This window comes from Citrobacter sp. Awk 2, assembly GCF_028069815.1.
Lineage (GTDB): Bacteria > Pseudomonadota > Gammaproteobacteria > Enterobacterales > Enterobacteriaceae > Citrobacter.
Genome location: NZ_JANEWL010000046.1, coordinates 1 through 23,641 on the forward strand (window position 1 = coordinate 1; position 23,641 = coordinate 23,641).

Below are 23,641 nucleotides of genomic sequence, written 5' to 3' on the forward strand. Positions count from 1 at the left end.
ATTTATAATTGATGGTTATTCTTTGTGACGACTTTTTTTGCTGATTCCGTGAGATAGCGTGACGGCCAAATTACGTCCGGCGTGGTTTCCAGCGCCTGTGCGATGATCTGTTCTGCTCGCGGCCAACTGCGGGTAAATACATTACGCAGCGAGTCAGGAGATAAACCCGCCGAACGTGACAATTCTCTGAGTGTAATACCTCTTTTTTCCAGTGCACTTTTAATATCTGCACGATGCCAGTCTTGGCTTTTTTGTTCCATTCTGTAATCCTAAGAAGATGTGTTATCGGCACCGATATTTTTCAGGTTATAAATTAGAAAGACAAAAGAACGTTACTTTCTTTTTATCGTGGGAATATTGCCAGAATTAATTTGAAATTTCGCGAAAAAGAAAAAATATTTTTATTTCATCAGCAGAAAGGAAAGAAACTGATGGTAAAAGAGTGGTTCACGGTAAAAGAGTGTCTTGAATTACCGGGGTTTCCAGGAAGCGCACCCGCTGTTCGCCTGCGCTTAAATACTTACAGTGAAGGGAAAGAGGGCGTTAAGCGCAAGCGTGCGAAATCTAAGGCCGAGGAATTTCATATTTCTGTGTTCCCACTGTATGTACGCTCGTATCTGAATGAAAATGAGAAAACAGAAGCACCAGATCGCAACATCGTGCAGGAAGCAGGACCCAAAGAGATTTGGGATATGATGTTCCTGCTCCTGACGCCGCAGCAGCGTGAACAGGTAACCGGGCGGTTCAGAGCGAAAGGCATTGATGCGGTATTTCCCTTTTTGTTCGTAGAGAAATCACCGCTTTGACACGCACGGCTATGCTTTCATAGTTGACAGCCAGGGTCACTCGCAGGCAGACTCCAGCTTCAACATTATCCTCTTGATAATGCGTAAGCGTTTAACGTTATCCAACGCACCTTAATCCTGATAGTCAGGTAGAGGGGGCGTGGACATTCCTCGCCTTACTCTGCATTTTGGAGTAACGCATGACAGCTGTAACCCAACAAGAAAAAACACCTTCGGCGAATTTTTCGCTGTTTCGTATCGCTTTTGCGGTTTTCCTGACCTATATGACGGTCGGTTTACCTTTGCCCGTTATTCCTCTGTTTGTGCACCAGGAACTGGGCTATGGCAATACCATGGTCGGTATCGCCGTGGGCATCCAGTTTCTGGCAACGGTATTAACACGTGGTTATGCCGGTAGGTTAGCCGATCAGTATGGCGCCAAGCGCTCGGCGCTGCAGGGGATGTTTGCCTGTGCGCTGGCGGGTGCAGCGTGGTTGCTAGCGGCGCTTTTGCCCGTTTCCGTTCCGGTGAAGTTTGCGTTGTTGATTGTCGGACGTTTAATTCTCGGTTTTGGTGAAAGCCAACTGCTCACCGGAACGCTGACCTGGGGGCTTGGGCTGGTCGGGCCAACACGCTCCGGTAAGGTGATGTCGTGGAACGGAATGGCGATTTACGGCGCGCTGGCGGCCGGTGCACCGCTGGGGCTGCTGATCCACAGCCATTTTGGCTTCGCGGCGTTGGCAGGTACCACGATGGTATTACCGCTGTTGGCATGGGCGTTCAACGGTACCGTCCGTAAAGTCCCTGCCCATGCAGGAGAGCGTCCTTCCTTGTGGAGCGTGGTGGGGCTTATCTGGAAACCGGGTCTGGGCCTGGCGCTGCAGGGCGTTGGTTTTGCGGTAATCGGTACTTTTATTTCGCTCTACTTTGTCAGCAATGGCTGGACGATGGCAGGGTTTACCCTGACTGCGTTTGGTAGCGCGTTTGTGCTGATGCGTATTCTGTTTGGCTGGATGCCAGACAGGTTTGGCGGGGTGAAGGTCGCGGTTGTCTCTTTGCTGGTTGAAACGGCGGGTCTGATTTTACTGTGGCAGGCTCCATCTGCCTGGATTGCGCTGCTGGGAGCCGCATTAACCGGTGCTGGGTGTTCGCTGATCTTCCCGGCGCTGGGCGTGGAGGTCGTGAAGCGAGTGCCTGCCCAGGTTCGTGGTACGGCTCTCGGCGGTTACGCCGCATTTCAGGATATCTCCTACGGCATAAGCGGTCCTGTCGCCGGGGTTCTGGCCACTGCGTACGGCTACTCCTCGGTATTCCTTGCCGGGGCGATTTCCGCTGTAGTGGGCATTTTCGTGACGCTGCTGACTCTGCGAAAAGGTTAAGCAAGCAACCAGAACAGGGCTAATGCTACCAGCAAGGCGACAAACATCAGCCCTGGTCGTGCCGACAGTGTTTTTACCGTTTCAATCACCGGCGCGAACGGGCTGAAAATGGGTTGAAGATGACGCGGATCGTTTAATTCCTGCTCCCGATCACGCTCCACGCGGCGCAGGAAAATTTGATTCAGCAAGTCCTGCACTTGTACCGCTGTCAGGATCGTTTGCGGCTGGATCTGGTACGTTTGCTGCGCATACTCTTTTATGGTTGTTAGCTCATTTGGTTCCAGCGGCTGTTTTAGCGCCGCCTGCAGCGTTTGCAGCGTCGGCGCATTTTGCAGGCTGAGGGTCTGGCGCGCCTGCAGCCATGTCACCAAATGGGTGAACTGTTTTGCCGGGATAAGCTCGCCGCTTTTTACACCAGACAGTTCCAGCATGGACTGCCAGATCATTTTCCCCGACTCTCCCGTGGCGGCAGCCAGCTTAGTGACCAACTGATTCAGCGTATTGTGCTCGGCGGGTAATAAAGGGCGATCGGTTGCCGGCCGCTGCTGCGGCTGCGGAATTGAAAGCTGCCCTTGTTGCAACAAGGTGAGAACGTTCTTCAACTGCTCAGGCGTGAGCTGGCTGAGCGCCGTTTGCCCGTACTGCTGACGGATAAAATCACTCACCGCCTGGCGGGTATTTCCCTGGCTCAATAATTCAGTGAGCTGCGACAGAACCTGACGGTTAGCATGATTCTGCTGAGCAACCCCCAGACGCTGATTCAGGTTTTGCTCAGCGGCAGGGAAGTGACGTGACTGCAGCGGCGAATCGCTTTTAACGCCCAAATCGTGCTTCATTCCAGCCCACACCTCAGCGCTTTGCTGTTGGGTAAGCGAAATCAAACGGGTAATCAATCGTTCCAGCACGGTACGCTGCTGCGTGGACAGTGGCTGTTCACCGGCAACGGAAGGAGGGTTTTGGCCTTCACCGGGAGGGCGTGCGGGCATACCTGAAATGGGCTGCATCATCTCTGTTCCTTAAATCTGTGCTAACCAGGTCTCGCAGTATGCCTGGCGGCGAGATTATGGCACACTTGCCCGGTTAACTCTCGTTCTCAAACAGGTGAGAAAGACGTGAAAATCCTCGTTGATGAAAATATGCCCTATGCCCGCGAACTGTTCAGTCGTTTGGGGGAGGTCAAAGCGGTTCCCGGTCGCCCGATTCCCGTCGCAGAACTGGATGATGCGGATGCCTTAATGGTGCGCTCGGTGACGAAAGTAAACGCATCGCTACTCAGTGGAAAACCGGTAAAGTTTGTCGGTACGGCAACGGCAGGCACTGATCATGTGGATGATACCTGGCTTGCGCAGTCAGGCATTGGTTTTTCTGCTGCTCCCGGCTGTAATGCGATTGCGGTAGTGGAATATGTCTTCTCTGCACTGCTGATGCTGGCTGAGCGCGACGGTTTTACGTTACGTGACCGTACGGTCGGTATTGTTGGTGTAGGTAATGTGGGAGGGCGTTTACAGGCGCGACTGGAAGCATTAGGGATCCGCACCTTGCTGTGCGATCCACCGCGTGCCGATCGGGGCGACGAAGGCGATTTCCGCGCACTGGAAGAACTGGTTGAACAAGCAGATGTGTTGACCTTCCACACGCCGTTGTTTAAAGACGGTCCGTACAAAACGCTGCATCTGGCCGATGAGGCGCTGATTAGCCGCCTGAAGCCCGGAACCATTCTGATTAATGCCTGCCGCGGACCGGTCGTGGATAATTCCGCCTTACTGAACCGACTCAACGCCGGGCAGTCGCTGAGCGTCGTGCTGGATGTCTGGGAAGGCGAGCCGGATCTGAATGTGGCGCTGCTGGAGAAAGCGGACATTGGTACGGCACACATTGCCGGCTATACCCTGGAAGGGAAAGCGCGTGGGACAACGCAGGTCTTTGAGGCCTATAGCAAATTTATTGGCCGTGAGCAGCACGTTGCATTGAATACGCTGTTGCCCGCACCGGAATTTGGCCGTATTACCTTGCATGGTCCGTTAGATCAGCCAACACTGAAAAGGCTGGTTCATTTAGTGTATGATGTGCGCCGCGACGATGCGCCACTGCGCAAAGTCGCTGGAATTCCGGGTGAATTTGATAAACTGCGCAAGAATTATCTTGAACGTCGCGAGTGGTCGTCTTTATACGTAATGTGTGACGACGCTGCTGCCGCAGCCCTGTTGTGTAAGCTGGGTTTTAACGCCGTTCATCATCCGGCACATTAATGTCTTCTTAATGCTCCCTGTCGAATAATACGACAGGGACGCTTATGTATTTCTGGAGTAAATCACCATGTCTGAAGGCTGGAATATTGCCATTCTGGGCGCAACGGGCGCCGTAGGCGAAGCCCTGCTCGATACACTGGCTGAACGCCAGTTCCCGGTCGGTGAAATCTATGCGCTGGCACGTAATGAAAGTGCCGGTGAACACCTGCGTTTTAACGGTAAATCGGTCATTGTTCAGGATGTCGCTGACTTTGACTGGACCCAGGCACAGCTGGCATTTTTTGTTGCGGGAGTTGAAGCCACTGCGGCATGGGTGGAAGAAGCAACCAATGCCGGTTGTCTGGTGATTGACAGCAGTGGCCTGTTTGCGCTTGAACCTGACGTTCCGCTGGTCGTCCCGGACGTTAACCCATTTGTACTGGCAGACTACCGCAATCGCAACGTTATCGCGGTGCCAAACAGCCTGACCAGTCAACTGCTTTCTGCGCTGAAACCGCTGATCGATGACGGTGGTCTTTCACGGATTACGGTAACCAACATTATCTCGGCTTCTGCCCACGGTAAAAAAGCGGTAGATGCGTTGGCCGGACAGAGTGCGAAATTGCTCAACGGGATCCCGATTGACGAGGATGACTTCTTTGGTCGCCAACTGGCGTTCAATATGCTGCCGCTGTTGCCCGATCGCGAAGGCAGTGTGCGCGAAGAACGTCGTATCGTCGATGAAGTCCGTAAAATTATGCAAGATGATGGTCTGTTGATTTCAGCCAGCATCGTGCAGTCACCGGTGTTCTACGGTCATGCGCAGATGGTGAATTTTGAAGCGCTGCGCCCGCTGGCCGCAGAAGAGGCGCGTGATGCCTTTACTCGTGGTGAAGATATTGTTCTGTCAGAAGAGACCGATTTCCCGACCCAGGTTGGCGATGCATCTGGTACACCGCACCTGTCAATTGGTTGCGTACATAACGACTATGGTATGCCGGAGCAGGTTCAGTTCTGGTCCGTGGCGGATAACGTGCGCTTTGGCGGTGCATTGATGGCAGTAAAAATTGCGGAAAAACTGGTGCAGGAGTACCTGTACTAATGTCTGACCTGCAACAGCCGTCAACGCATAAAATTGCGCTGGGCATTGAGTATGACGGCAGCAAGTATTATGGCTGGCAGCGCCAGAATGAAGTGCGCAGCGTTCAGGAAAAACTGGAAAAAGCGCTCTCTCAGGTTGCTAATGAACGCATCACTGTATTTTGTGCGGGCCGCACGGATGCAGGTGTTCATGGTACGGGACAGGTGGTGCATTTTGAAACCACCGCGCAACGTAAAGATGCGGCGTGGACGCTGGGGGTAAATGCGAATTTACCTGGTGACATTGCCGTGCGCTGGGTGAAAGCTGTACCGGATGATTTTCATGCCCGATTTAGCGCGACGGCTCGCCGTTATCGCTACATCATCTACAATCATCGGTTGCGCCCCGCCGTTTTGGGTAAAGGCGTGACACATTACTATGAGCCGCTGGATGCTGAGCGTATGCATCGTGCGGCTCAGTGCCTGATTGGCGAGAATGATTTTACCTCGTTTCGGGCAGTGCAGTGTCAGTCACGCACGCCGTGGCGTAATGTGATGCATATAAACGTTACGCGTTTCGGCACTTATGTGGTGGTGGATATTAAAGCGAATGCCTTTGTACATCATATGGTCAGGAATATTGTCGGCAGCCTGATGGAAGTAGGCGCCCACAACCAGCCGGAGAGCTGGATTGCAGAACTGTTAGCAGCAAAGGACAGAACGTTAGCAGCAGCAACGGCGAAGGCGGAAGGTCTGTATCTGGTCGCGGTGGATTACCCTGACCGATTTGATCTGCCAAAACCGCCAATGGGCCCGCTATTTCTGGCGGACTAATTTGAGTCGTATAAAGGCATAATTATGGATCTGATTTACTTTCTCATCGATTTTATCCTGCACATTGATGTGCACCTGGCGGAGCTGGTCGCGGAATACGGTATCTGGGTATACGCTATTCTGTTTTTGATTCTGTTCTGTGAAACGGGACTGGTGGTCACGCCGTTCCTGCCAGGAGATTCGCTGCTGTTTGTCGCCGGTGCACTTTCTGCACTGCCAACGAACGATCTTAATGTCCATCTGATGGTGGCGTTAATGATAGTGGCGGCCATTGTGGGCGATGCGGTGAACTACACCATCGGGCGGTTGTTTGGCGAGAAGCTGTTCAGCAACCCAAATTCCAAAATTTTCCGCCGCAGCTATCTGGATAAAACCCATGCGTTCTATGAGCGTCATGGCGGCAAAACAATTATTTTGGCACGTTTCGTTCCTATTGTGCGTACATTTGCACCGTTTGTTGCGGGTATGGGACACATGTCCTACCGTCATTTTGCGATGTATAACGTTGTTGGCGCGTTGCTGTGGGTATTGCTGTTCACCTATGCAGGCTACTTGTTTGGCGATCTGCCGATTGTTCAGGAAAACCTGAAATTACTGATTGTGGCGATTATCGTCCTCTCGGTATTGCCTGGCGTAATTGAAGTTATTCGCCACAAGCGCGCTGCGTCACGTGCTGCAAAATAGAAAGTAACTCAGCGGTTCGACCACTTTTTTATCCAAAGTTTCGGGCTGTTATGTTTTAATGTGCAACATTCATGGTCTGTTTGGGGTAAAAATGGCATTATGCGCCCCTTATAACAAAGCTGACTAGGGTTCAGGCAGAAAGGTCACCAATGAGCTGGATTGAACGAATTAAAAGCAACATTACTCCCACCCGCAAGGCAAGCATTCCTGAAGGGGTGTGGACCAAGTGTGATAGCTGCGGTCAGGTTTTATACCGTGCTGAGCTGGAACGTAATCTTGAGGTCTGTCCGAAGTGTGACCATCACATGCGCATGTCGGCGCGTAATCGCCTGCATAGCCTGTTAGATGAAGGTTCTCTTGTGGAACTGGGAAGCGAGCTTGAGCCGAAAGATGTGCTGAAGTTTCGTGATTCCAAAAAATACAAAGACAGACTGGCTTCTGCGCAAAAAGAAACCGGTGAGAAAGACGCGCTGGTGGTAATGAAAGGTACGCTTCACGGCATGCCGGTCGTTGCAGCCGCATTCGAGTTCGCTTTTATGGGCGGCTCCATGGGCTCTGTCGTCGGCGCGCGTTTCGTCCGTGCGGTTGAACAGGCGCTGGAAGACAACTGCCCGCTGATCTGTTTCTCCGCGTCTGGCGGAGCGCGTATGCAGGAAGCGCTGATGTCACTGATGCAGATGGCAAAAACATCTGCGGCGCTGGCAAAAATGCAGGAACGCGGTTTACCGTACATTTCCGTACTGACTGACCCTACCATGGGCGGTGTTTCTGCAAGCTTCGCGATGCTGGGCGATCTCAACATTGCTGAGCCGAAAGCGCTGATCGGCTTTGCAGGTCCGCGTGTTATCGAGCAGACAGTACGTGAGAAACTGCCACCGGGATTCCAGCGTAGTGAATTCCTGATTGAAAAAGGCGCTATCGATATGATCGTACGCCGCCCGGAAATGCGTCTGAAACTGGCAAGTGTTCTGGCGAAGCTGATGAATCTGCCCGCGCCGAATCCGGATGAACCACGTGAAGGTGAGGTGGTACCTCCGGTACCCGATCAGGAATCAGAGGCCTGATAACTGAAAAGGGCAGGGCCACAGGCGCTGCCCTTTTGCTTTTCTCAACGTAACGAATCTACAGGCATCATGGACAATAAACGTATTCCCCAAGCCACGTCGCCCCTGGCCTCGTGGCTTTCTTATCTGGAAAACCTGCACAGTAAAACCATCGATTTAGGTCTTGAACGCGTGAGTCTGGTGGCGCAAAAACTGGGCGTATTAAAACCTGCGCCGTTTGTTTTTACCGTCGCGGGAACCAACGGTAAAGGCACGACTTGCCGAACGCTGGAGTCCGTGCTCACCGCGGCCGGATATAAAGTTGGTGTATACAGTTCTCCTCACCTGGTGCGCTACACAGAACGTGTCCGCGTGCAGGGGGGCGAGTTGCCGGAATCTGCGCATACCGCTTCGTTTGCAGAGATTGAAGCGGCGCGCGGCGATATTTCCCTGACCTACTTTGAATACGGCACGCTGTCAGCATTGTGGCTGTTTAAACAGGCGCAGCTTGATGTGGTGATTCTGGAAGTGGGTTTAGGCGGTCGTCTTGACGCAACCAATATCGTCGATGCCGATGTCGCGGTGGTCACCAGCATTGCGCTTGACCATACTGACTGGCTGGGGCCCGATCGCGAAAGCATTGGCCGCGAGAAGGCGGGTATCTTCCGTGCAGAGAAACCGGCTATTGTCGGTGAACCGGAAATGCCCTATACCATCGCGGATGTGGCGCAAGAGACAGGGGCGATACTGCAGCGCCGTGGTGTGGACTGGCGCTATTCGGTTACAGAGAACGACTGGTCATTCACTGATAGCCACGGTACGCTGACGCAACTGCCGTTACCGCAGGTCCCGCAACCTAACGCCGCAACTGCACTGGCAGCACTGAGAGCCAGCGGACTTAACGTCAGCGAGCAGGCGATTCGTGAAGGTATCGAGCAGGCTATTTTACCGGGGCGTTTTCAGATTGTGAGCGAGTCACCGCGGGTGATTTTTGATGTTGCTCATAATCCGCATGCGGCAGAATATTTGACTGAACGTCTGAAAAAGTTAGTGAAAAGCGGGCGCGTACTTGCCGTTATCGGTATGCTACATGATAAAGACATTGCCGGTACGTTAGCCTGGTTGAAAAGCGTGGTTGACGATTGGTATTGTGCGCCTCTGGAAGGCCCGCGTGGTGCATCGGCAGAACAACTGCTGGAGCATCTGGGTAATGGCGAAGCCTATGACAGCGTGGCTCAGGCATGGCTTGCGGCCCTGGCCGCGGCAAAACCAGAAGATACCGTGTTGGTGTGTGGATCGTTTCACACTGTCGCACATGTCATGGAAGTACTAGACGTGGGGAGAAGCGGTGGCGAGTAAGTTTCAGAATCGATTAGTTGGCACGATTGTGCTGGTCGCGCTTGGGGTGATTGTGCTTCCCGGGCTGCTCGACGGGCAGAAAAAACATTATCAGGATGAGTTTGCGGCGATCCCGCTGGTACCAAAACCTGGCGATCGCGATGAACCGGACATGATGCCTGCGGCGACGCAGGCACTGCCAACGCAACCGCCGGAAGGTGCCGCAGAAGAGGTACGTGCCGGTGATGCGGCCGCGCCGTCGTTGGATCCATCGCGTTTGACGGCAGCAAACAACGCAGAGTTCGATCCTATCCCTGCGCCTGTGGAGCCACCAAAACCTAAACCGAAGCCGCAACCTGTTGCTGCTGCTCCGGCGCCCGTTCCAGCACCAGCACCGAAACCGGTCGTCGAAGACGCGCCGGCACCAACCGGGAAAGCCTACGTTGTGCAGCTTGGTGCGTTGAAAAATGCGGATAAGGTCAATGAGATTGTCGGTAAGTTACGTGGTGCGGGCTTCCGGGTATATACTTCCCCGTCAACGCCGGTACAGGGTAAAATAACCCGAATTCTCGTTGGGCCTGATGCGTCCAGAGATAAGCTGAAAAACTCGCTGGGGGAACTGCAGAAAATCTCCGGCCTGAGTGGGGTTGTGATGGGGTATACCCCTAATTAAGGGGCTGTCTCATGTCGGTCGGATACGGTATTAACACCGCTATCCGGCAGTGCCCGAAGAGGCATAAAACCGTATGGCGTTGAAGATTTTTTCAGCGCCATTTTTATTTACGCGTGGAAAGGAAATCCCTACGCAAACGTTTTCTTTTTCTGTTAGAATGCGCCCCGAACAGGACGACAGGGCGTAAAATCGTGGGACACTTATGGTCTGGATTGATTACGCCATTATCGCGGTGATTGGTTTTTCCTGTCTGGTTAGCCTGATCCGTGGCTTTGTACGTGAAGCATTATCGTTGGTGACTTGGGGTTGTGCTTTCTTTGTCGCCAGCCATTACTACACTTACCTGTCTGTCTGGTTTACGGGCTTTGAAGACGAACTGGTTCGGAATGGGATTGCTATCGCGATACTGTTTATCGCGACACTTATCGTCGGCGCTATCGTTAACTTTGTGATAGGCCAGCTGGTGGAGAAAACAGGCCTGTCGGGTACTGACAGGGTGTTGGGGATCTGCTTCGGTGCTCTGAGAGGGGCGTTGATCGTCGCCGCCATACTGTTCTTTCTCGATACATTTACCGGTCTGTCGAAAAGTGAAGACTGGAGTAAGTCGCAGCTGATCCCGCAGTTCAGTTTCATCATCAGATGGTTCTTTGACTATCTGCAAAGCTCGTCAAGTTTCTTGCCCAAAGTATAAACTTTGGGTCGTTGCTGAACGAGGAAAAGACGTATGTGCGGTATTGTCGGTATCGCCGGTGTTATGCCGGTAAACCAGTCGATTTATGACGCGTTAACGGTGCTCCAGCACCGTGGTCAGGATGCCGCAGGCATCATCACCATTGATGCCAATAACTGCTTCCGTTTGCGTAAAGCAAACGGAATGGTGAGCGATATTTTTGAAGCGCGCCATATGCAGCGTTTGCAGGGCAATATGGGCATCGGTCATGTGCGTTACCCAACGGCTGGCAGCTCCAGCGCCTCCGAAGCTCAACCTTTTTATGTCAACTCACCGTATGGCATCACGCTTGCCCACAACGGCAACCTGACCAACGCGCATGAGCTGCGTAAAAAGCTGTTCGAAGAAAAGCGCCGTCACATCAATACCACTTCTGATTCAGAAATTCTGCTGAATATTTTCGCCAGCGAGCTGGATAACTTCCGCCATTATCCGCTGGAAGCCGACAATATTTTTGCCGCGATTGCAGCGACCAACCGTCAGATCCGTGGTGCCTATGCCTGTGTGGCGATGATTATCGGTCACGGTATGGTGGCGTTTCGCGATCCGAATGGTATCCGCCCGCTGGTGCTGGGCAAACGCGATATCGGCGATGGCCGTACCGAGTACATGGTGGCGTCTGAGAGCGTGGCGCTGGATACGCTGGGCTTTGAATTCCTGCGTGATGTTGCTCCTGGTGAAGCGGTGTATATTACCGAAAAAGGCCAGTTGTTTACCCGCCAGTGTGCCGATAATCCGGTCAGCAACCCATGCCTGTTTGAATATGTTTACTTCGCGCGTCCTGACTCCTTCATCGACAAGATTTCCGTCTACAGCGCCCGTGTGAATATGGGAACAAAGCTTGGCGAAAAAATTGCCCGTGAGTGGGAAGACCTGGATATCGACGTGGTGATCCCCATTCCTGAAACCTCTTGTGATATCGCGCTGGAAATTGCCCGGATCCTCGGTAAGCCATATCGTCAGGGGTTTGTGAAAAACCGCTATGTGGGGCGTACCTTTATCATGCCGGGTCAGCAGCTGCGCCGTAAATCCGTGCGCCGTAAGCTGAATGCCAACCGCGCTGAGTTCCGTGATAAAAATGTACTGCTGGTTGATGATTCCATCGTGCGTGGAACGACTTCAGAACAGATTATCGAAATGGCGCGTGAAGCTGGCGCGAAGAAGGTTTATCTGGCCTCTGCCGCACCGGAGATTCGCTTCCCGAACGTTTATGGCATTGACATGCCAACAGCGACGGAGCTGATTGCTCATGGTCGTGAAGTGGACGAGATCCGTCAAATCATTGGCGCGGATGGGCTCATCTTCCAGGATCTGAACGATCTGATCGATGCTGTGCGTGCTGAGAACCCGGATATTCAGCAGTTTGAATGCTCCGTGTTTAATGGCGTCTATGTCACTAAAGATGTTGACCAGCAGTATCTCGATTTCCTGGACTCTTTGCGTAATGACGATGCCAAAGCGGTATTGCGCCAGAACGAAGCGGAAAATCTTGAGATGCACAACGAAGGTTAACGTTTGCTCGTAAGCAAGGGGGCAACCTGCACCCTTGCTTGCAACTCACCGTAAATTCCTGCAAAGTCGGCCCTGAACAAGCAAGGGCGATTAAACATGAAACGACTCATCATTGGTATTTCCGGCGCAAGCGGGGCAATTTATGGCGTGCGGCTGTTACAGGTTTTGCGTGACGTTACCGATGTGGAAACCCATCTGGTGATGAGTCAGGCGGCGCGACAGACGCTGGCGCTGGAAACGGACCTTTCTGTACGCGACGTGCAGGCCCTGGCGAATGTGAATCACGATACGCGCGATATCGCCGCCAGTATCTCCTCCGGTTCTTTTCAGACCGCCGGAATGGTTATTCTGCCGTGTTCAATCAAAACGCTTTCTGGCATCGTTCACAGCTACACCGATGGACTGCTTACCCGTGCGGCAGATGTGGTGCTGAAAGAACGCCGTCCGCTGGTGCTGTGTGTACGTGAGACTCCGCTGCATCTCGGGCACTTGCGTCTGATGACTCAGGCGGCAGAAATTGGCGCGGTGATTATGCCACCCGTTCCCGCCTTCTATCATCGGCCACAGACGCTTGATGATGTGATTAATCAAACGGTTAATCGCGTACTTGATCAGTTTGATATCACTCTTCCGCAGGACCTGTTCACTCGCTGGCAAGGGGCGTAAGCCGTTCCATCAGCGTGCAAAGAAACATCCGTTGCCCTGTTTCAGGGCAATTTTGTAACCGCGATCATATCCTCAACATTTAATTCGTTAAAACGCAACGAAACGCTGCGGTTCAACCGTCAGACCTGCTATCTTCAAAATCAGGACAATATTGCAACGTTTTATTAACATATTTAACGTCGAATATCCTCATCGATGCGAAAATGGCATAAGACCTGCATGAAAAAGTCTGCAAACACACAACACAACGTAAAACATAATAAAATTACGCCACTTGAGGGTTATGTATGAAGAAGACGGTTCTTGCTTTGTCTTTGCTGGTAGGACTCTCCGCCACCGCGGCCAGCTACGCAGCACTTCCGCAGACGGTTCGTATTGGTACAGATACAACGTACGCTCCTTTTTCCTCTAAAGATGCCAAAGGCGATTTTGTCGGTTTTGATATCGATCTGGGAAATGAGATGTGTAAACGTATGCAGATCAAATGTACCTGGGTCGCCAGTGATTTTGATGCGCTGATCCCGTCGCTGAAAGCGAAAAAAATTGATGCCATCATCTCTTCGCTTTCCATCACCGAGAAACGCCAGCAAGAAATTGCTTTCTCAAACAAACTTTACGCAGCAGATTCACGTCTGATCGCGGCGAAAGGCTCCCCAATTCAACCGACTCTGGATTCACTCAAGGGTAAACATGTTGGCGTACTGCAAGGTTCGACGCAGGAAGCCTATGCCAATGATAACTGGCGCAGCAAAGGCGTGGATGTTGTGGCCTATGCGAACCAGGATCTGATCTATTCTGACCTGACGGCGGGCCGTCTGGATGCGGCATTGCAGGACGAAGTCGCAGCCAGCGAAGGTTTCCTGAAACAACCTGCAGGTAAAGATTACGCGTTTGCCGGTCCTTCAGTAAAAGATAAAAAATACTTTGGCGACGGGACCGGGATTGGTTTACGCAAAGACGATGTCGAGCTGAAAGCGGCGTTTGATAAAGCGCTGGGCGAACTGCGTAAAGATGGTACCTACGACAAAATGGCGAGTAAGTATTTTAACTTTAATGTCTACGGCGATTGATACGCTGAAACGGGGAATTGACTGCACCATAGGGGTTAACCATTACGGTGCATAATGATTTCAGTGCACTGTTTTGGTGCTTTTATCGTGGTCTTAATAAGCATGATTGCATACTTAAGCGCTTTTCATGCAAATAAATACCGCTGACAAGGTAGAATGCTTTGCCTTGTCGGCCTGATTAATGGCACGATAACTGCACCTGGTCCTGTAAAGATCCCCTATAAAAGACAGTCTGTTGAGGATAGTTATGAAAAAACTGGTGTTGTCTCTTTCTCTGGTTCTGGCTTTCTCCAGTGCTACCGCAGCATTTGCAGCCATCCCGCAAAAAATTCGTATCGGTACAGATCCTACTTATGCACCGTTCGAATCGAAAAATGCACAGGGTGAATTGGTCGGTTTTGATATCGATCTGGCTAAAGAGCTCTGCAAACGCATCAATACACAATGTACTTTCGTGGAAAACCCGCTGGATGCGCTGATCCCTTCGTTAAAAGCGAAGAAGATCGATGCCATCATGTCGTCGCTTTCCATTACGGAAAAACGTCAGCAAGAGATTGCCTTTACCGACAAGCTTTATGCAGCAGACTCTCGTCTGGTGGTTGCTAAAGATTCCGCTATTCAGCCGACCATCGAGTCTCTGAAAGGTAAGCGTGTCGGTGTGCTGCAGGGCACGACTCAGGAAACGTTCGGTAACGAACACTGGGCGCCAAAAGGCATTGAAATCGTCTCTTATCAGGGGCAAGACAATATCTATTCTGACCTGACTGCCGGGCGTATTGATGCCGCATTCCAGGATGAAGTCGCGGCCAGCGAAGGCTTCCTGAAGCAGCCAGTAGGTAAAGATTACAAATTCGGCGGCCCGTCAGTGAAAGACGAGAAACTGTTCGGCGTCGGTACCGGTATGGGGCTGCGCAAAGACGATAATGAACTGCGCGAAGCACTGAATAAAGCATTTGCAGAGATGCGTGCTGACGGTACTTACGAGAAGCTGGCGAAAAAGTATTTCGATTTTGATGTTTACGGCGGTTAATCACCGCAGGTGCTGATAAAGCCCGTAGATTTTTGACGCGTTGAATTTATGCCTGATGGCGCTGCGCTTATCAGGCCTACGGTGATTGTGTAGGCCGAATAAGGCAAAGCCGCCATCCGGCATTTAACGGTTAGTCTGAAATCAAAAGAGGCTTATTACTCCACCACACACGACAGGACAGGCAGCATGTTGTATGGCTTTTCAGGTGTTATTTTACAGGGCGCGATTGTTACGCTGGAGCTGGCTCTCAGCTCGGTAGTGCTGGCGGTCATGATAGGCCTTGTTGGCGCGGCAGCGAAGCTTTCGCAAAACCGGGCAATGGAGCTTATTTTCGAAGGGTACACCACGCTTATCCGCGGGGTTCCCGATCTCGTCTTAATGCTGCTCATTTTCTACGGATTACAAATCGCGCTGAATACGATTACCGACGCAGTGGGTATCAGTCAGATTGATATCGATCCGATGGTTGCAGGGATTATTACGCTCGGATTTATCTACGGAGCCTATTTTACTGAAACCTTCCGTGGCGCGTTTATGGCGGTACCGAAAGGTCATATTGAAGCGGCGACGGCATTCGGTTTTACCAGCTCACAAATATTTCGCCGCATTATGTTTCCGGCAATGATGCGCTTTGCCTTGCCGGGGATTGGCAACAACTGGCAGGTTATTCTGAAGGCCACGGCGCTGGTGTCACTGCTTGGACTTGAAGATGTGGTGAAAGCCACTCAGCTTGCCGGAAAAAGCACCTGGGAGCCGTTCTATTTTGCCGTGGTATGTGGGGTCATCTATCTGGTGTTTACCACCGTGTCTAATGGTGTGCTGCTGTACCTTGAGCGCCGCTACTCCGTGGGTGTGAAGAGGGCTGACCTGTGATTGAAATTATTCAGGAGTACTGGAAATCCCTGTTGTGGACTGACGGCTATCGCTTTACCGGCGTGGCGATCACATTGTGGTTGCTGATCTCATCGGTGGTGATGGGCGGGATTCTGGCACTGTTTTTGGCGATTGGTCGTGTATCAAGCAATAAATTTATCCAGTTTCCTATCTGGTTGTTCACCTATATTTTTCGTGGAACGCCGCTGTATGTTCAGCTGTTGGTGTTTTATTCCGGCATGTATACGCTGGAGATTGTGAAAGGGACAGATTTTCTCAACGCGTTTTTCCGCAGCGGGCTGAACTGTACCGTACTGGCGCTGACGCTGAATACCTGTGCCTACACGACGGAGATTTTTGCCGGGGCCATCCGTTCCGTGCCGCATGGCGAGATTGAAGCCGCACGAGCTTACGGTTTCTCTTCCTTCAAACTGTACCGCTGCATTATCTTGCCTTCCGCACTGCGTATCGCGTTACCGGCATACAGCAACGAAGTCATTTTAATGCTGCATTCCACGGCGCTGGCGTTTACTGCGACGGTGCCGGATTTGTTGAAAATCGCCCGTGACATCAACTCGGCAACCTACCAGCCATTTACCGCATTCGGTATTGCCGCTGTACTGTATTTGATGATTTCGTATGTCCTGATCAGTTTGTTCCGTAAAGCGGAAAAACGCTGGTTGCAGCATGTATCCTCTAAATAGTTCGAGTAACACGATGCCTGAGAATAAATTAAACGTTATCGATTTACATAAGCACTACGGCGAACATGAAGTGCTGAAAGGGGTATCGCTGCAGGCCAATGCGGGTGATGTTATCAGCATTATTGGTTCGTCAGGTTCAGGTAAAAGTACCTTCCTGCGCTGCATTAACTTTCTGGAAAAACCGAGCGCCGGAACGATTGTGGTTAGCGGTCAGAATATTGGTCTGGTACGCGACAAAGACGGTCAGTTGAAGGTTGCAGATAAAAATCAGCTGCGTCTGTTACGTACGCGACTGACGATGGTTTTTCAGCACTTCAACCTGTGGAGTCACATGACGGTGCTGGAAAACGTCATGGAAGCACCTATCCAGGTGCTGGGGCTGAGCAAGCATGAAGCCCGCGAGCGTGCGGTGAAGTATCTGGCCAAAGTCGGTATTGATGAGCGCGCGCAGGGGAAATACCCGGTGCATCTGTCCGGCGGTCAGCAGCAGCGTGTGTCAATTGCCCGTGCGCTGGCGATGGAGCCGGAAGTTCTGCTGTTTGATGAACCCACCTCGGCGCTAGACCCAGAGCTGGTCGGCGAAGTGCTGCGCATCATGCAACAGCTGGCTGAGGAGGGGAAAACCATGGTGGTCGTGACGCATGAAATGGGGTTTGCCCGCCACGTATCCTCACACGTTATTTTCCTGCATCAGGGAAAAATTGAAGAAGAGGGCAATCCGGAGCAGGTGTTCGGGAACCCACAAAGCCCGCGTTTACAGCAGTTCCTTAAAGGATCGCTGAAGTAATTGAGTTGCCCGGAGGCGCTATGCTTGCCGGGCCTACCGTTTTAACGCGCTGTACTCCAGACGATAAACCCAGTCGTCATGCGCTATGCCGTTCACTTCATAGGCTTTTTCAAGCACCTGAGTGCGTATAAATCCTGTTTTTTCCAGAATGCGTATCGATCCGGTATTCCCGGCTAATACATAGGCATTTATCGCCGTTACGCCAGCCTGTTGAAAGGCATAATCGCACACGGCACGTACGGCTTCGCTGGCAATACCTTTTCCTTGCGCCCGTGGCGTGATGGCGTAGCCAATATCCGCTTCCTGAGGATAAAGATGGCTTATCTGTAAGCCAATATCGCCCAGTTGCGTCGTGTTGTTGTGCTCACGGATAACAAAGGTATGTCGAGCGGAAAGGCGTCTGGCGAAGAGCAGGCGAGTATCTTTGGTTGGGGCGATATCCCCCATGAAACGCATGACGTCAGGATTTTCTCGTAGCCGCTGGAAAAAAGGCCAGTCAGCGAGTTGGTACAAAGAGAGGGTAAGTCGGGGTGTTGATATTATCGCCATAACGTCGCCATCGTGGTATTCGGTTTTTTAACCATACCACCACAATGGCAACAGTGAAGGGATATCAGACATTATCGGATGACATCGGCCAGCGCTTCTTCCAAATCGTACCAACGAAACGCAAAACCGGCCGCTTCCAGGCGTTTGGGCAACGCACGCTGACCCCCGAGGACCAGCACCGAGGATTCGCCCATCAGCAGCCGCATAGCGGCCGCTGGAACGCGCAGGATCGCCGGGCGGTTTAGGGCATGACCCAGCGCATGGGCAAACTGCTCATTGCGAACCGGGTATGGCGAAACCATGTTGAAGGGACCGCGCAGCTCGTTGTCCAGCAGCCAGATAATCCCGTTGACCATATCGTCAACATGGATCCAGGCCAGGTATTGACGCCCATTACCGATAGGACCGCCAAGCCCCAGACGAAACGGTGGGACCATCTTAGCGAGGATCCCGCCCGTAGAGGCCAATACAACGCCAGTACGCAGCAAACATACGCGCGTTCTGTCGCTTTGCGCAGCGCTGGCGATCTGTTCCCACCGGGCGCACAACTTATGGGTGAATTCATTGTGTGGCGGTTCTTCTTCCGTCACAACGACTTCACCCAGATCGCCGTAGTATCCCGTAGCGGAACCAGAGATGAGTACGGCAGGCGGCGTGTCGCTGACCTTGATTAAATCGACCAGTTTCTGCGTAATCCCCCAGCGGCTCTGGCACAAACGCTCTTTTTGCTCAGCGCTCCAGCGTTTGTCAGCGATAGGTTCTCCGGCAAGATTGATGACAGCATCAATGCCATCGAGGTTTTGCTGCTCTTCCAGCCCTTTCCATAGCGTGACCCGGGAGTCCAGAATCTGACGAGCCTTATCAGGAGTACGTGTCACTACGGTAATCTGATGCCCCAGTTCCAGCAGGCAGGGGATCAAATGACGTCCAATCAGGCCAGTACCGCCGGTAATCAGAATCTGCATGTCGCCTCCCGGGTTACGTTTAGCGCTGCCAGCTCAATGTCATGGAAACGGAGTCGGCGTAACGCAATGCGTGAAGTTTATCGATCTCCACTTCAGCATAAGTGACCCAGTGATGTTCGCGTGCGATATCGAGCACATCTTGCGTTAATTTTTCCAACAATGAGAAGCGGTTACTCTCAACGTGCGAAATGATGCTCTTGGTGATGGTGCGATAATTCAGCGCGTCGTTGATATCTTCACTGGTCCGGGCTTTGTCTGCGGGATAGTGGATGGCAATATTGATGACGATATCCTGTCGGTTCAGGATCTCCTCTTCTTTAATGCCGATAAAAGTGCGCAGACGAAGGTTTTTTATACGAATAATTGCGTCAGGTTGTGACATTGCAGGTTTCCTCCATGTATGAACCTTTTCATGATACACGAGAACCGAATCGCGTTAACTTTTCTCGCTCTGCGCTTGCTGCATCGCCCGTTCTGTTGCGGGACGAGTACGGATTCGTTCGTACCAGTTATTGACCGCCGGATAGTTGTCGAGGTCGATACGCTGGCGCTGGTGGAGATTAATCCACGGCCAGCAGGCAATGTCGGCAATGCTGTAATGATCGCCACCCAGCCAGGGTGATATTTCCAGACGTTTATTCATGACGTTGTACAGTCGCTGGGTTTCCACCTGATACCGTTCAATAGCGTAGGGGATGGTCTGCGGTGCGAAGTGGCTGAAGTGATGATTTTGTCCCAGCATTGGCCCAAGTCCGCTAACCTGCCAGAAGAGCCACTGCAGCGTGGTGTGGCGCTCGCGTAATTCACCGCTGAGTAGCTTACCGCTCTTTTCCGCCAGGTAGAGTAAAATCTCACCAGACTCAAACAGGCTAATGGGTTTTCCACCATCCTCCGGGGCGCAGTCGATGATGGCCGGAATTTTATTATTCGGTGAAATCTGCAAAAAGTCAGGGCGGAACTGGCTGCCTCTGCTGATATCTACATGTATCAGGCGGTACTTTAACTGTGTCTCTTCGAGAAACAGTGTGATTTTGTGCCCGTTTGGCGATGGAGTGTAGTAGAGGTCGATCATTTTCAGCGTCCGTTTTGTCATGAACCGGGTCACTACAAGTATAGAAGCTGCTGACGTGCGTGAGTTTTCATCAAGTGACAGCGAGAGAAAGACTCTATATTTTGAAAGCAAGCCAATACACTTCAGAGGACATTATGAGCAAACCTGCAATTACGCTGTGGTCAGATGCCAATTTTTTCTCCCCTTATGTGCTGTCTGTTTATGTCGCTCTGCAAGAGAAAGGGCTGCCTTTTACGCTGAAAACTGTCGACCTCAATAGTGGTGAACACTTGCAACCTTCATGGCAAGGGTATGCGCTGACGCGTCGTGTACCGGTTCTGGACATTGACGGTTTTGAACTGAGTGAATCCTCGGCGATTGCCGAGTTCCTGGAAGAGCGTTTCGCTCCACCGCAATGGGAGCGTATTTATCCGCACGATCTACAAAAACGGGCTCGTGCCCGCCAGGTTCAGGCCTGGCTCCGTAGCGATCTGATGCCTATCCGGGAAGAGCGTTCGACGGATGTGGTTTTTGGTGGCGTGAAGAAAGGTCCGTTGACGGAAGCAGGAAGGGCCAGTGCGGAAAAATTGTTTGCCACGGCGGGCAGTTTACTGGCGCAAGGTAAGCAGAATTTGTTTGGTGAATGGTGTATCGCAGACAGCGATTTGGCGCTAATGCTTAATCGATTGGTTCTGAATGGCGATGATGTACCAGAACAGCTCGCGGAGTATGCCACCTTCCAGTGGCAGCGCGCTTCGGTACAACGTTTTATCGCGCTTTCAGCGAAGCGTTCCTGCTGAAAGTAGGGGCGTAATCCAGTATCATTGAAAGGTATTTTTCAACGAGGGGTGAGTGATGAAACTGATGTTCGCATCGGACATTCATGGTTCGTTGCCGGCTACGGAATGCGTACTTGAACGGTTTACCCAAAGTGGTGCGCAATGGCTGGTGATACTGGGCGATGTATTGAACCATGGGCCGCGTAATGCGTTGCCAGAGGGCTACGCGCCAGCACAGGTCGCCGAGCGTTTGAATGAGCAGGCGTCGCGGATAATTGCAGTGCGTGGAAATTGCGACAGCGAAGTGGATCAGATGCTCCTGCATTTTCCAATAACCGCGCCGTGGCAGCAAATTCTGACTGACAGCCAGCGACTCTTTCTGACGCACGGACATCTTTTTGGTCCGGATAACTTACCACCGCTCAACGCCGGCGATGTGCTGGTTTATGGGCATACGCATTTGCCGGTGGCAGAGCGACGTGGGGATATCTACCAGTTTAATCCAGGTTCGGTAAGCATCCCGAAAGGGGGATTTACGGCAAGCTACGGGATTCTGGATGATAATGTTCTCAGCGTGATGGCACTCAATGATCAAAGTATTATTGCGCAGGTCGAGATTAATCCGTAATTTACCCCACAAACGTAAACGCGCCGTAAGAGCGCTAGAAAAAAGAAGGTTTCCTGATGGTGGAACAGCGTCGTTTGGCAAGTACTGAATGGGTGGATATTGTGAATGAAGACAATGAAGTCATCGCACAATCCAGCCGGGAACAAATGCGGGCACAATGCTTGCGCCACCGTGCAACGTATATCGTTGTACACGATGGTATGGGTAAAATTCTGGTTCAACGTCGCACTGAGACAAAGGACTTTATGCCCGGTATGCTGGATGCTACCGCGGGAGGGGTTGTGCAGGCTGATGAGCAGCTTCTGGACTCCGCGCGTCGTGAAGCGGAAGAAGAATTGGGCATTGCCGGTGTCCCGTTTGCCGAGCACGGTCAGTTTTATTTTGAAGACCAGAACTGTCGCGTCTGGGGCGGGCTGTTTAGCTGCGTTTCTCACGGACCGTTTGCGCTGCAGGAAGAAGAGATTAGTGAAGTGTGCTGGCTGACGCCGGAAGAAATTACCGCGCGCTGTGATGAATTTACACCGGACTCACTGAAAGCACTGGCGCTGTGGATGACACGCAATGCCAAGAATGAAAGTGCGAAAGCCGAAAAACACGAAGAAGCTGAGTAAACTCAGCGCCGCCGATCCTGGATGACGGATCGGGACTCGTTGTAGGCCGGATAAGCCGCTGATGTGCATTATCCGGCCTTGTTGTTTAATGGTAGCCCATCATTTGCGCACCAATAACCACTACGCTGGACATAATAAACAGCAGGCCCAGCAGCGTGGCACCCACCTTCAACCAGTTGCGGAAGTCCACCCGACATACCCCTAATGTCGCCATCAGCGACGCAGAGGTTGGGTAGATAATATGACTGAAGCCGTCACCAAACTGAAAAGCCAACACGGTGACCTGGCGGTTGACCCCTACCAGATCGCCCAGTGGTGCCAGTAGCGGCATAGTCAGTGCTGCCTGACCCGAACCGGATGTGACAAAGAAGTTAAACACAGCCTGGAAAAGCAGCATAAACCAGGCCGCAATCGCGTTGTCCAGGCCACTGATACCGTTGGCGATACTGTGCAGCAGGGTATTTAACACACTGGCATCACCCGCTTCGCCATTACCAACCAGCAGTAATATTCCCTTGGCAAAGCCGACCAACAGGGCAGGCGCGATCATCATTCGCGCACCCTCAGTAAACGAGGAGGCCATGATATTGACCGTCATACCGTTGAGTCGAAAAACAACCCCGATAATGCCAATCACCAGCCCCATGGTGAAAAACTGACTGGCAATTTCAGGAATGAACCACGCGTTGACGATAACGCCCCAGACCACCCAAATCATCACTGCGGTCAACACGATCAGGACCAGCCAGTCACCCAGTGTGAAACGTCGCTCGACGACCTCGTCCTGCTGCTCACGGAAGAAACGGTCCGATTCATGCACCCGGGACAGCAATGGGTTCTTCTTGATACGTGCCGCGTAGGCCAGCGTGAACGTCAGGCCGATCATCGTTGCCACAACCCACACGACGATGCGCAGACCCGAACCCGAGAGCACGGGCACACCCGCAATACCCTGTGCGACAACCACACAGAATGGGTTCATCCATGAGCTGGCAAAGCCAATTTGGGTGGCAATATAGGTCACCAGAACGGTGGTGATGTTGTCGTAACCTAACCGCACCATTAGCGGCGCAATGATAATGGCGAAGGCGACCGCTTCTTCCCCCATCCCAAAGACGGCACCGCCTAACGAGAAGAGAATAAACAGTACCGGGATAAACAAGACCTCATTACCCCGTGTATGACGGATCAGCGCCAGGATGCCGTTATCGATGGTTCCTGTGCGCATTACGATGCCGAATGCACCACCAATCACCAGCATAAACATAATGATGCCAACGGCGGTGCCAAATTTTGAACCGGAGGTTAACCCTTCAAACGGAAAATTCATCAGACCAGGGCTTTCATCGCCGGTGGTGAAGAACTTAACCCGGTGATATTGCTCTTCACCCACATCGTTGGTCAGAATACGAAAAGAGTGGGGATCGACCACTTTACGCGTTTTGGTTTGTCCATCGACCTGGTACTGCACTTCCTGGCTGTCGAACATTCCGACGGGAACGACCCATGTTGCCAGACTGGTTAAAATGGCGACGAAAAAAATAATGACCAGCGTGTCGGGCATGGCCCATTTTTTCGCGGGTTGTGATTCTGTTACTGCAGACATAAAGGACTATCCCTGTTGCAAAGCAAAGAGGCTAAG

At 52.1% G+C, this 23,641-nt stretch carries 27 protein-coding genes; 20 read left to right on the forward strand and 7 right to left on the reverse strand.

Annotated elements, in window-relative coordinates; all coding sequences use genetic code 11:
* Window positions 1–2 precede the first annotated feature (2 nt).
* A complete protein-coding gene (locus NNO02_RS12850) occupies window positions 3–260 on the reverse strand; it encodes a helix-turn-helix domain-containing protein (RefSeq protein WP_271454956.1) in 258 nt (85 codons plus the stop codon).
* Window positions 261–431: 171 nt separating this feature from the next.
* Between NNO02_RS12850 and NNO02_RS12855 the strand changes: the two genes are divergently transcribed.
* Window positions 432–806, forward strand: a complete 375-nt coding sequence (locus tag NNO02_RS12855) for a hypothetical protein (RefSeq protein ID WP_271440255.1) — start codon at window positions 432–434, stop codon at window positions 804–806.
* Window positions 807–985: 179 nt separating this feature from the next.
* On the forward strand, window positions 986–2,164 hold the full coding sequence (locus tag NNO02_RS12860) for an MFS transporter (RefSeq protein WP_271440236.1): 1,179 nt from the start codon (window positions 986–988) through the stop codon (window positions 2,162–2,164).
* On the opposite strand, the gene flk is transcribed toward NNO02_RS12860, so the two are convergent.
* Complete coding sequence (gene flk / locus NNO02_RS12865; protein ID WP_271454967.1) at window positions 2,161–3,168, reverse strand: flagella biosynthesis regulator Flk; 1,008 nt, start codon at window positions 3,166–3,168, stop codon at window positions 2,161–2,163. The genes NNO02_RS12860 and flk overlap by 4 nt on opposite strands.
* 108 nt (window positions 3,169–3,276) lie before the next feature.
* On the opposite strand from flk, the gene pdxB reads away from it, so the two are divergent.
* The 15 genes from pdxB to hisP all read left to right on the forward strand — a co-directional run bounded on the left by pdxB (window position 3,277) and on the right by hisP (window position 17,416).
* A complete protein-coding gene (gene pdxB / locus NNO02_RS12870; RefSeq protein WP_271454957.1) occupies window positions 3,277–4,413 on the forward strand; it encodes a 4-phosphoerythronate dehydrogenase PdxB in 1,137 nt (378 codons plus the stop codon).
* Between the two features lie 67 nt (window positions 4,414–4,480).
* Window positions 4,481–5,494, forward strand: coding sequence for an aspartate-semialdehyde dehydrogenase (locus tag NNO02_RS12875; RefSeq protein WP_271440238.1), 1,014 nt, complete (start codon window positions 4,481–4,483; stop codon window positions 5,492–5,494).
* Entirely contained in the window at window positions 5,494–6,306 is an 813-nt protein-coding gene (gene truA / locus NNO02_RS12880; RefSeq protein ID WP_271454958.1) for a tRNA pseudouridine(38-40) synthase TruA, read from the forward strand. Before NNO02_RS12875 ends, truA begins: the two co-directional genes overlap by 1 nt.
* A 24-nt stretch (window positions 6,307–6,330) precedes the next feature.
* Window positions 6,331–6,990: a DedA family protein gene (locus NNO02_RS12885; RefSeq protein ID WP_003028140.1), complete on the forward strand. Its 660-nt coding sequence runs from the start codon at window positions 6,331–6,333 to the stop codon at window positions 6,988–6,990.
* Window positions 6,991–7,139: 149 nt separating this feature from the next.
* Window positions 7,140–8,054 (forward strand): acetyl-CoA carboxylase, carboxyltransferase subunit beta, encoded by a 915-nt coding sequence (gene accD, locus NNO02_RS12890; RefSeq protein WP_137384179.1) that lies wholly within the window; start codon window positions 7,140–7,142, stop codon window positions 8,052–8,054.
* Between the two features lie 69 nt (window positions 8,055–8,123).
* Complete coding sequence (gene folC / locus NNO02_RS12895; RefSeq protein WP_271454959.1) at window positions 8,124–9,392, forward strand: bifunctional tetrahydrofolate synthase/dihydrofolate synthase; 1,269 nt, start codon at window positions 8,124–8,126, stop codon at window positions 9,390–9,392.
* Complete coding sequence (gene dedD / locus NNO02_RS12900; protein WP_271440241.1) at window positions 9,382–10,044, forward strand: cell division protein DedD; 663 nt, start codon at window positions 9,382–9,384, stop codon at window positions 10,042–10,044. Before folC ends, dedD begins: the two co-directional genes overlap by 11 nt.
* A gap of 202 nt (window positions 10,045–10,246) precedes the next feature.
* Window positions 10,247–10,735 carry a colicin V production protein gene (gene cvpA / locus NNO02_RS12905; protein WP_005129678.1) on the forward strand — a complete coding sequence of 163 codons (489 nt, stop codon included), beginning with the start codon at window positions 10,247–10,249 and terminating at the stop codon, window positions 10,733–10,735.
* A 33-nt stretch (window positions 10,736–10,768) separates the two neighbouring features.
* Window positions 10,769–12,286, forward strand: a complete 1,518-nt coding sequence (gene purF, locus NNO02_RS12910) for an amidophosphoribosyltransferase (RefSeq protein ID WP_137384176.1) — start codon at window positions 10,769–10,771, stop codon at window positions 12,284–12,286.
* Between the two features lie 96 nt (window positions 12,287–12,382).
* Window positions 12,383–12,952: a UbiX family flavin prenyltransferase gene (locus NNO02_RS12915; protein ID WP_271454960.1), complete on the forward strand. Its 570-nt coding sequence runs from the start codon at window positions 12,383–12,385 to the stop codon at window positions 12,950–12,952.
* A 287-nt stretch (window positions 12,953–13,239) separates the two neighbouring features.
* Window positions 13,240–14,022, forward strand: a complete 783-nt coding sequence (gene argT, locus NNO02_RS12920; RefSeq protein ID WP_271440243.1) for a lysine/arginine/ornithine ABC transporter substrate-binding protein ArgT — start codon at window positions 13,240–13,242, stop codon at window positions 14,020–14,022.
* A 247-nt stretch (window positions 14,023–14,269) separates the two neighbouring features.
* Window positions 14,270–15,052, forward strand: coding sequence for a histidine ABC transporter substrate-binding protein HisJ (gene hisJ / locus NNO02_RS12925; protein ID WP_003028120.1), 783 nt, complete (start codon window positions 14,270–14,272; stop codon window positions 15,050–15,052).
* 186 nt (window positions 15,053–15,238) lie between these two features.
* Entirely contained in the window at window positions 15,239–15,925 is a 687-nt protein-coding gene (locus NNO02_RS12930; RefSeq protein ID WP_271454961.1) for a histidine ABC transporter permease HisQ, read from the forward strand.
* Window positions 15,922–16,629, forward strand: coding sequence for a histidine ABC transporter permease HisM (gene hisM / locus NNO02_RS12935; RefSeq protein WP_271440245.1), 708 nt, complete (start codon window positions 15,922–15,924; stop codon window positions 16,627–16,629). The genes NNO02_RS12930 and hisM overlap by 4 nt, the downstream gene beginning before the upstream one ends.
* A gap of 13 nt (window positions 16,630–16,642) precedes the next feature.
* The gene (gene hisP, locus NNO02_RS12940; RefSeq protein WP_271440246.1) at window positions 16,643–17,416 is read left to right on the forward strand and encodes a histidine ABC transporter ATP-binding protein HisP; all 774 of its coding nucleotides are present in this window, start codon (window positions 16,643–16,645) and stop codon (window positions 17,414–17,416) included.
* Window positions 17,417–17,449: 33 nt separating this feature from the next.
* Here hisP and NNO02_RS12945 read toward each other — a convergent pair whose 3' ends face one another.
* The 4 genes from NNO02_RS12945 to yfcG form a co-directional block, all read right to left on the reverse strand.
* Entirely contained in the window at window positions 17,450–17,965 is a 516-nt protein-coding gene (locus tag NNO02_RS12945; protein WP_271454962.1) for a GNAT family N-acetyltransferase, read from the reverse strand.
* Window positions 17,966–18,036: 71 nt separating this feature from the next.
* Entirely contained in the window at window positions 18,037–18,930 is an 894-nt protein-coding gene (locus NNO02_RS12950) for a TIGR01777 family oxidoreductase (RefSeq protein ID WP_271454963.1), read from the reverse strand.
* A gap of 19 nt (window positions 18,931–18,949) precedes the next feature.
* On the reverse strand, window positions 18,950–19,312 hold the full coding sequence (gene folX / locus NNO02_RS12955; RefSeq protein WP_005129505.1) for a dihydroneopterin triphosphate 2'-epimerase: 363 nt from the start codon (window positions 19,310–19,312) through the stop codon (window positions 18,950–18,952).
* A gap of 54 nt (window positions 19,313–19,366) precedes the next feature.
* Window positions 19,367–20,002, reverse strand: a complete 636-nt coding sequence (gene yfcG, locus NNO02_RS12960) for a GSH-dependent disulfide bond oxidoreductase (protein ID WP_271454968.1) — start codon at window positions 20,000–20,002, stop codon at window positions 19,367–19,369.
* 134 nt (window positions 20,003–20,136) lie between these two features.
* Between yfcG and yfcF the strand changes: the two genes are divergently transcribed.
* The 3 genes from yfcF to yfcD are packed head-to-tail and all read left to right on the forward strand — an operon-like array spanning window position 20,137 to window position 21,999.
* Window positions 20,137–20,781, forward strand: coding sequence for a glutathione transferase (gene yfcF / locus NNO02_RS12965; protein WP_271440249.1), 645 nt, complete (start codon window positions 20,137–20,139; stop codon window positions 20,779–20,781).
* A 55-nt stretch (window positions 20,782–20,836) separates the two neighbouring features.
* Window positions 20,837–21,388, forward strand: a complete 552-nt coding sequence (gene yfcE, locus NNO02_RS12970; RefSeq protein ID WP_271440250.1) for a phosphodiesterase — start codon at window positions 20,837–20,839, stop codon at window positions 21,386–21,388.
* 56 nt (window positions 21,389–21,444) lie between these two features.
* The gene (gene yfcD / locus NNO02_RS12975; protein WP_048211064.1) at window positions 21,445–21,999 is read left to right on the forward strand and encodes an NUDIX hydrolase YfcD; all 555 of its coding nucleotides are present in this window, start codon (window positions 21,445–21,447) and stop codon (window positions 21,997–21,999) included.
* 85 nt (window positions 22,000–22,084) lie between these two features.
* Here the strand turns inward: yfcD and yfcC are convergent, their stop codons facing one another.
* Window positions 22,085–23,605 (reverse strand): putative basic amino acid antiporter YfcC, encoded by a 1,521-nt coding sequence (gene yfcC / locus NNO02_RS12980; protein WP_271454964.1) that lies wholly within the window; start codon window positions 23,603–23,605, stop codon window positions 22,085–22,087.
* Between the last annotated feature and the right edge of the window lie 36 nt (window positions 23,606–23,641).

Coding starts and splice junctions, on each gene's coding strand:
- NNO02_RS12850 (WP_271454956.1), bottom strand. CDS start 260: ATGGAACAAAAAAGCCAAGACTGGCATCGTGCAGATATTAAAAGTGCA.
- NNO02_RS12855 (WP_271440255.1), top strand. CDS start 432: ATGGTAAAAGAGTGGTTCACGGTAAAAGAGTGTCTTGAATTACCGGGG.
- NNO02_RS12860 (WP_271440236.1), top strand. CDS start 986: ATGACAGCTGTAACCCAACAAGAAAAAACACCTTCGGCGAATTTTTCG.
- flk (WP_271454967.1), bottom strand. CDS start 3,168: ATGCAGCCCATTTCAGGTATGCCCGCACGCCCTCCCGGTGAAGGCCAA.
- NNO02_RS12875 (WP_271440238.1), top strand. CDS start 4,481: ATGTCTGAAGGCTGGAATATTGCCATTCTGGGCGCAACGGGCGCCGTA.
- truA (WP_271454958.1), top strand. CDS start 5,494: ATGTCTGACCTGCAACAGCCGTCAACGCATAAAATTGCGCTGGGCATT.
- NNO02_RS12885 (WP_003028140.1), top strand. CDS start 6,331: ATGGATCTGATTTACTTTCTCATCGATTTTATCCTGCACATTGATGTG.
- accD (WP_137384179.1), top strand. CDS start 7,140: ATGAGCTGGATTGAACGAATTAAAAGCAACATTACTCCCACCCGCAAG.
- folC (WP_271454959.1), top strand. CDS start 8,124: ATGGACAATAAACGTATTCCCCAAGCCACGTCGCCCCTGGCCTCGTGG.
- cvpA (WP_005129678.1), top strand. CDS start 10,247: ATGGTCTGGATTGATTACGCCATTATCGCGGTGATTGGTTTTTCCTGT.
- purF (WP_137384176.1), top strand. CDS start 10,769: ATGTGCGGTATTGTCGGTATCGCCGGTGTTATGCCGGTAAACCAGTCG.
- NNO02_RS12915 (WP_271454960.1), top strand. CDS start 12,383: ATGAAACGACTCATCATTGGTATTTCCGGCGCAAGCGGGGCAATTTAT.
- argT (WP_271440243.1), top strand. CDS start 13,240: ATGAAGAAGACGGTTCTTGCTTTGTCTTTGCTGGTAGGACTCTCCGCC.
- hisJ (WP_003028120.1), top strand. CDS start 14,270: ATGAAAAAACTGGTGTTGTCTCTTTCTCTGGTTCTGGCTTTCTCCAGT.
- NNO02_RS12930 (WP_271454961.1), top strand. CDS start 15,239: ATGTTGTATGGCTTTTCAGGTGTTATTTTACAGGGCGCGATTGTTACG.
- hisP (WP_271440246.1), top strand. CDS start 16,643: ATGCCTGAGAATAAATTAAACGTTATCGATTTACATAAGCACTACGGC.
- NNO02_RS12945 (WP_271454962.1), bottom strand. CDS start 17,965: ATGGCGATAATATCAACACCCCGACTTACCCTCTCTTTGTACCAACTC.
- NNO02_RS12950 (WP_271454963.1), bottom strand. CDS start 18,930: ATGCAGATTCTGATTACCGGCGGTACTGGCCTGATTGGACGTCATTTG.
- folX (WP_005129505.1), bottom strand. CDS start 19,312: ATGTCACAACCTGACGCAATTATTCGTATAAAAAACCTTCGTCTGCGC.
- yfcG (WP_271454968.1), bottom strand. CDS start 20,002: ATGATCGACCTCTACTACACTCCATCGCCAAACGGGCACAAAATCACA.
- yfcF (WP_271440249.1), top strand. CDS start 20,137: ATGAGCAAACCTGCAATTACGCTGTGGTCAGATGCCAATTTTTTCTCC.
- yfcE (WP_271440250.1), top strand. CDS start 20,837: ATGAAACTGATGTTCGCATCGGACATTCATGGTTCGTTGCCGGCTACG.
- yfcD (WP_048211064.1), top strand. CDS start 21,445: ATGGTGGAACAGCGTCGTTTGGCAAGTACTGAATGGGTGGATATTGTG.
- yfcC (WP_271454964.1), bottom strand. CDS start 23,605: ATGTCTGCAGTAACAGAATCACAACCCGCGAAAAAATGGGCCATGCCC.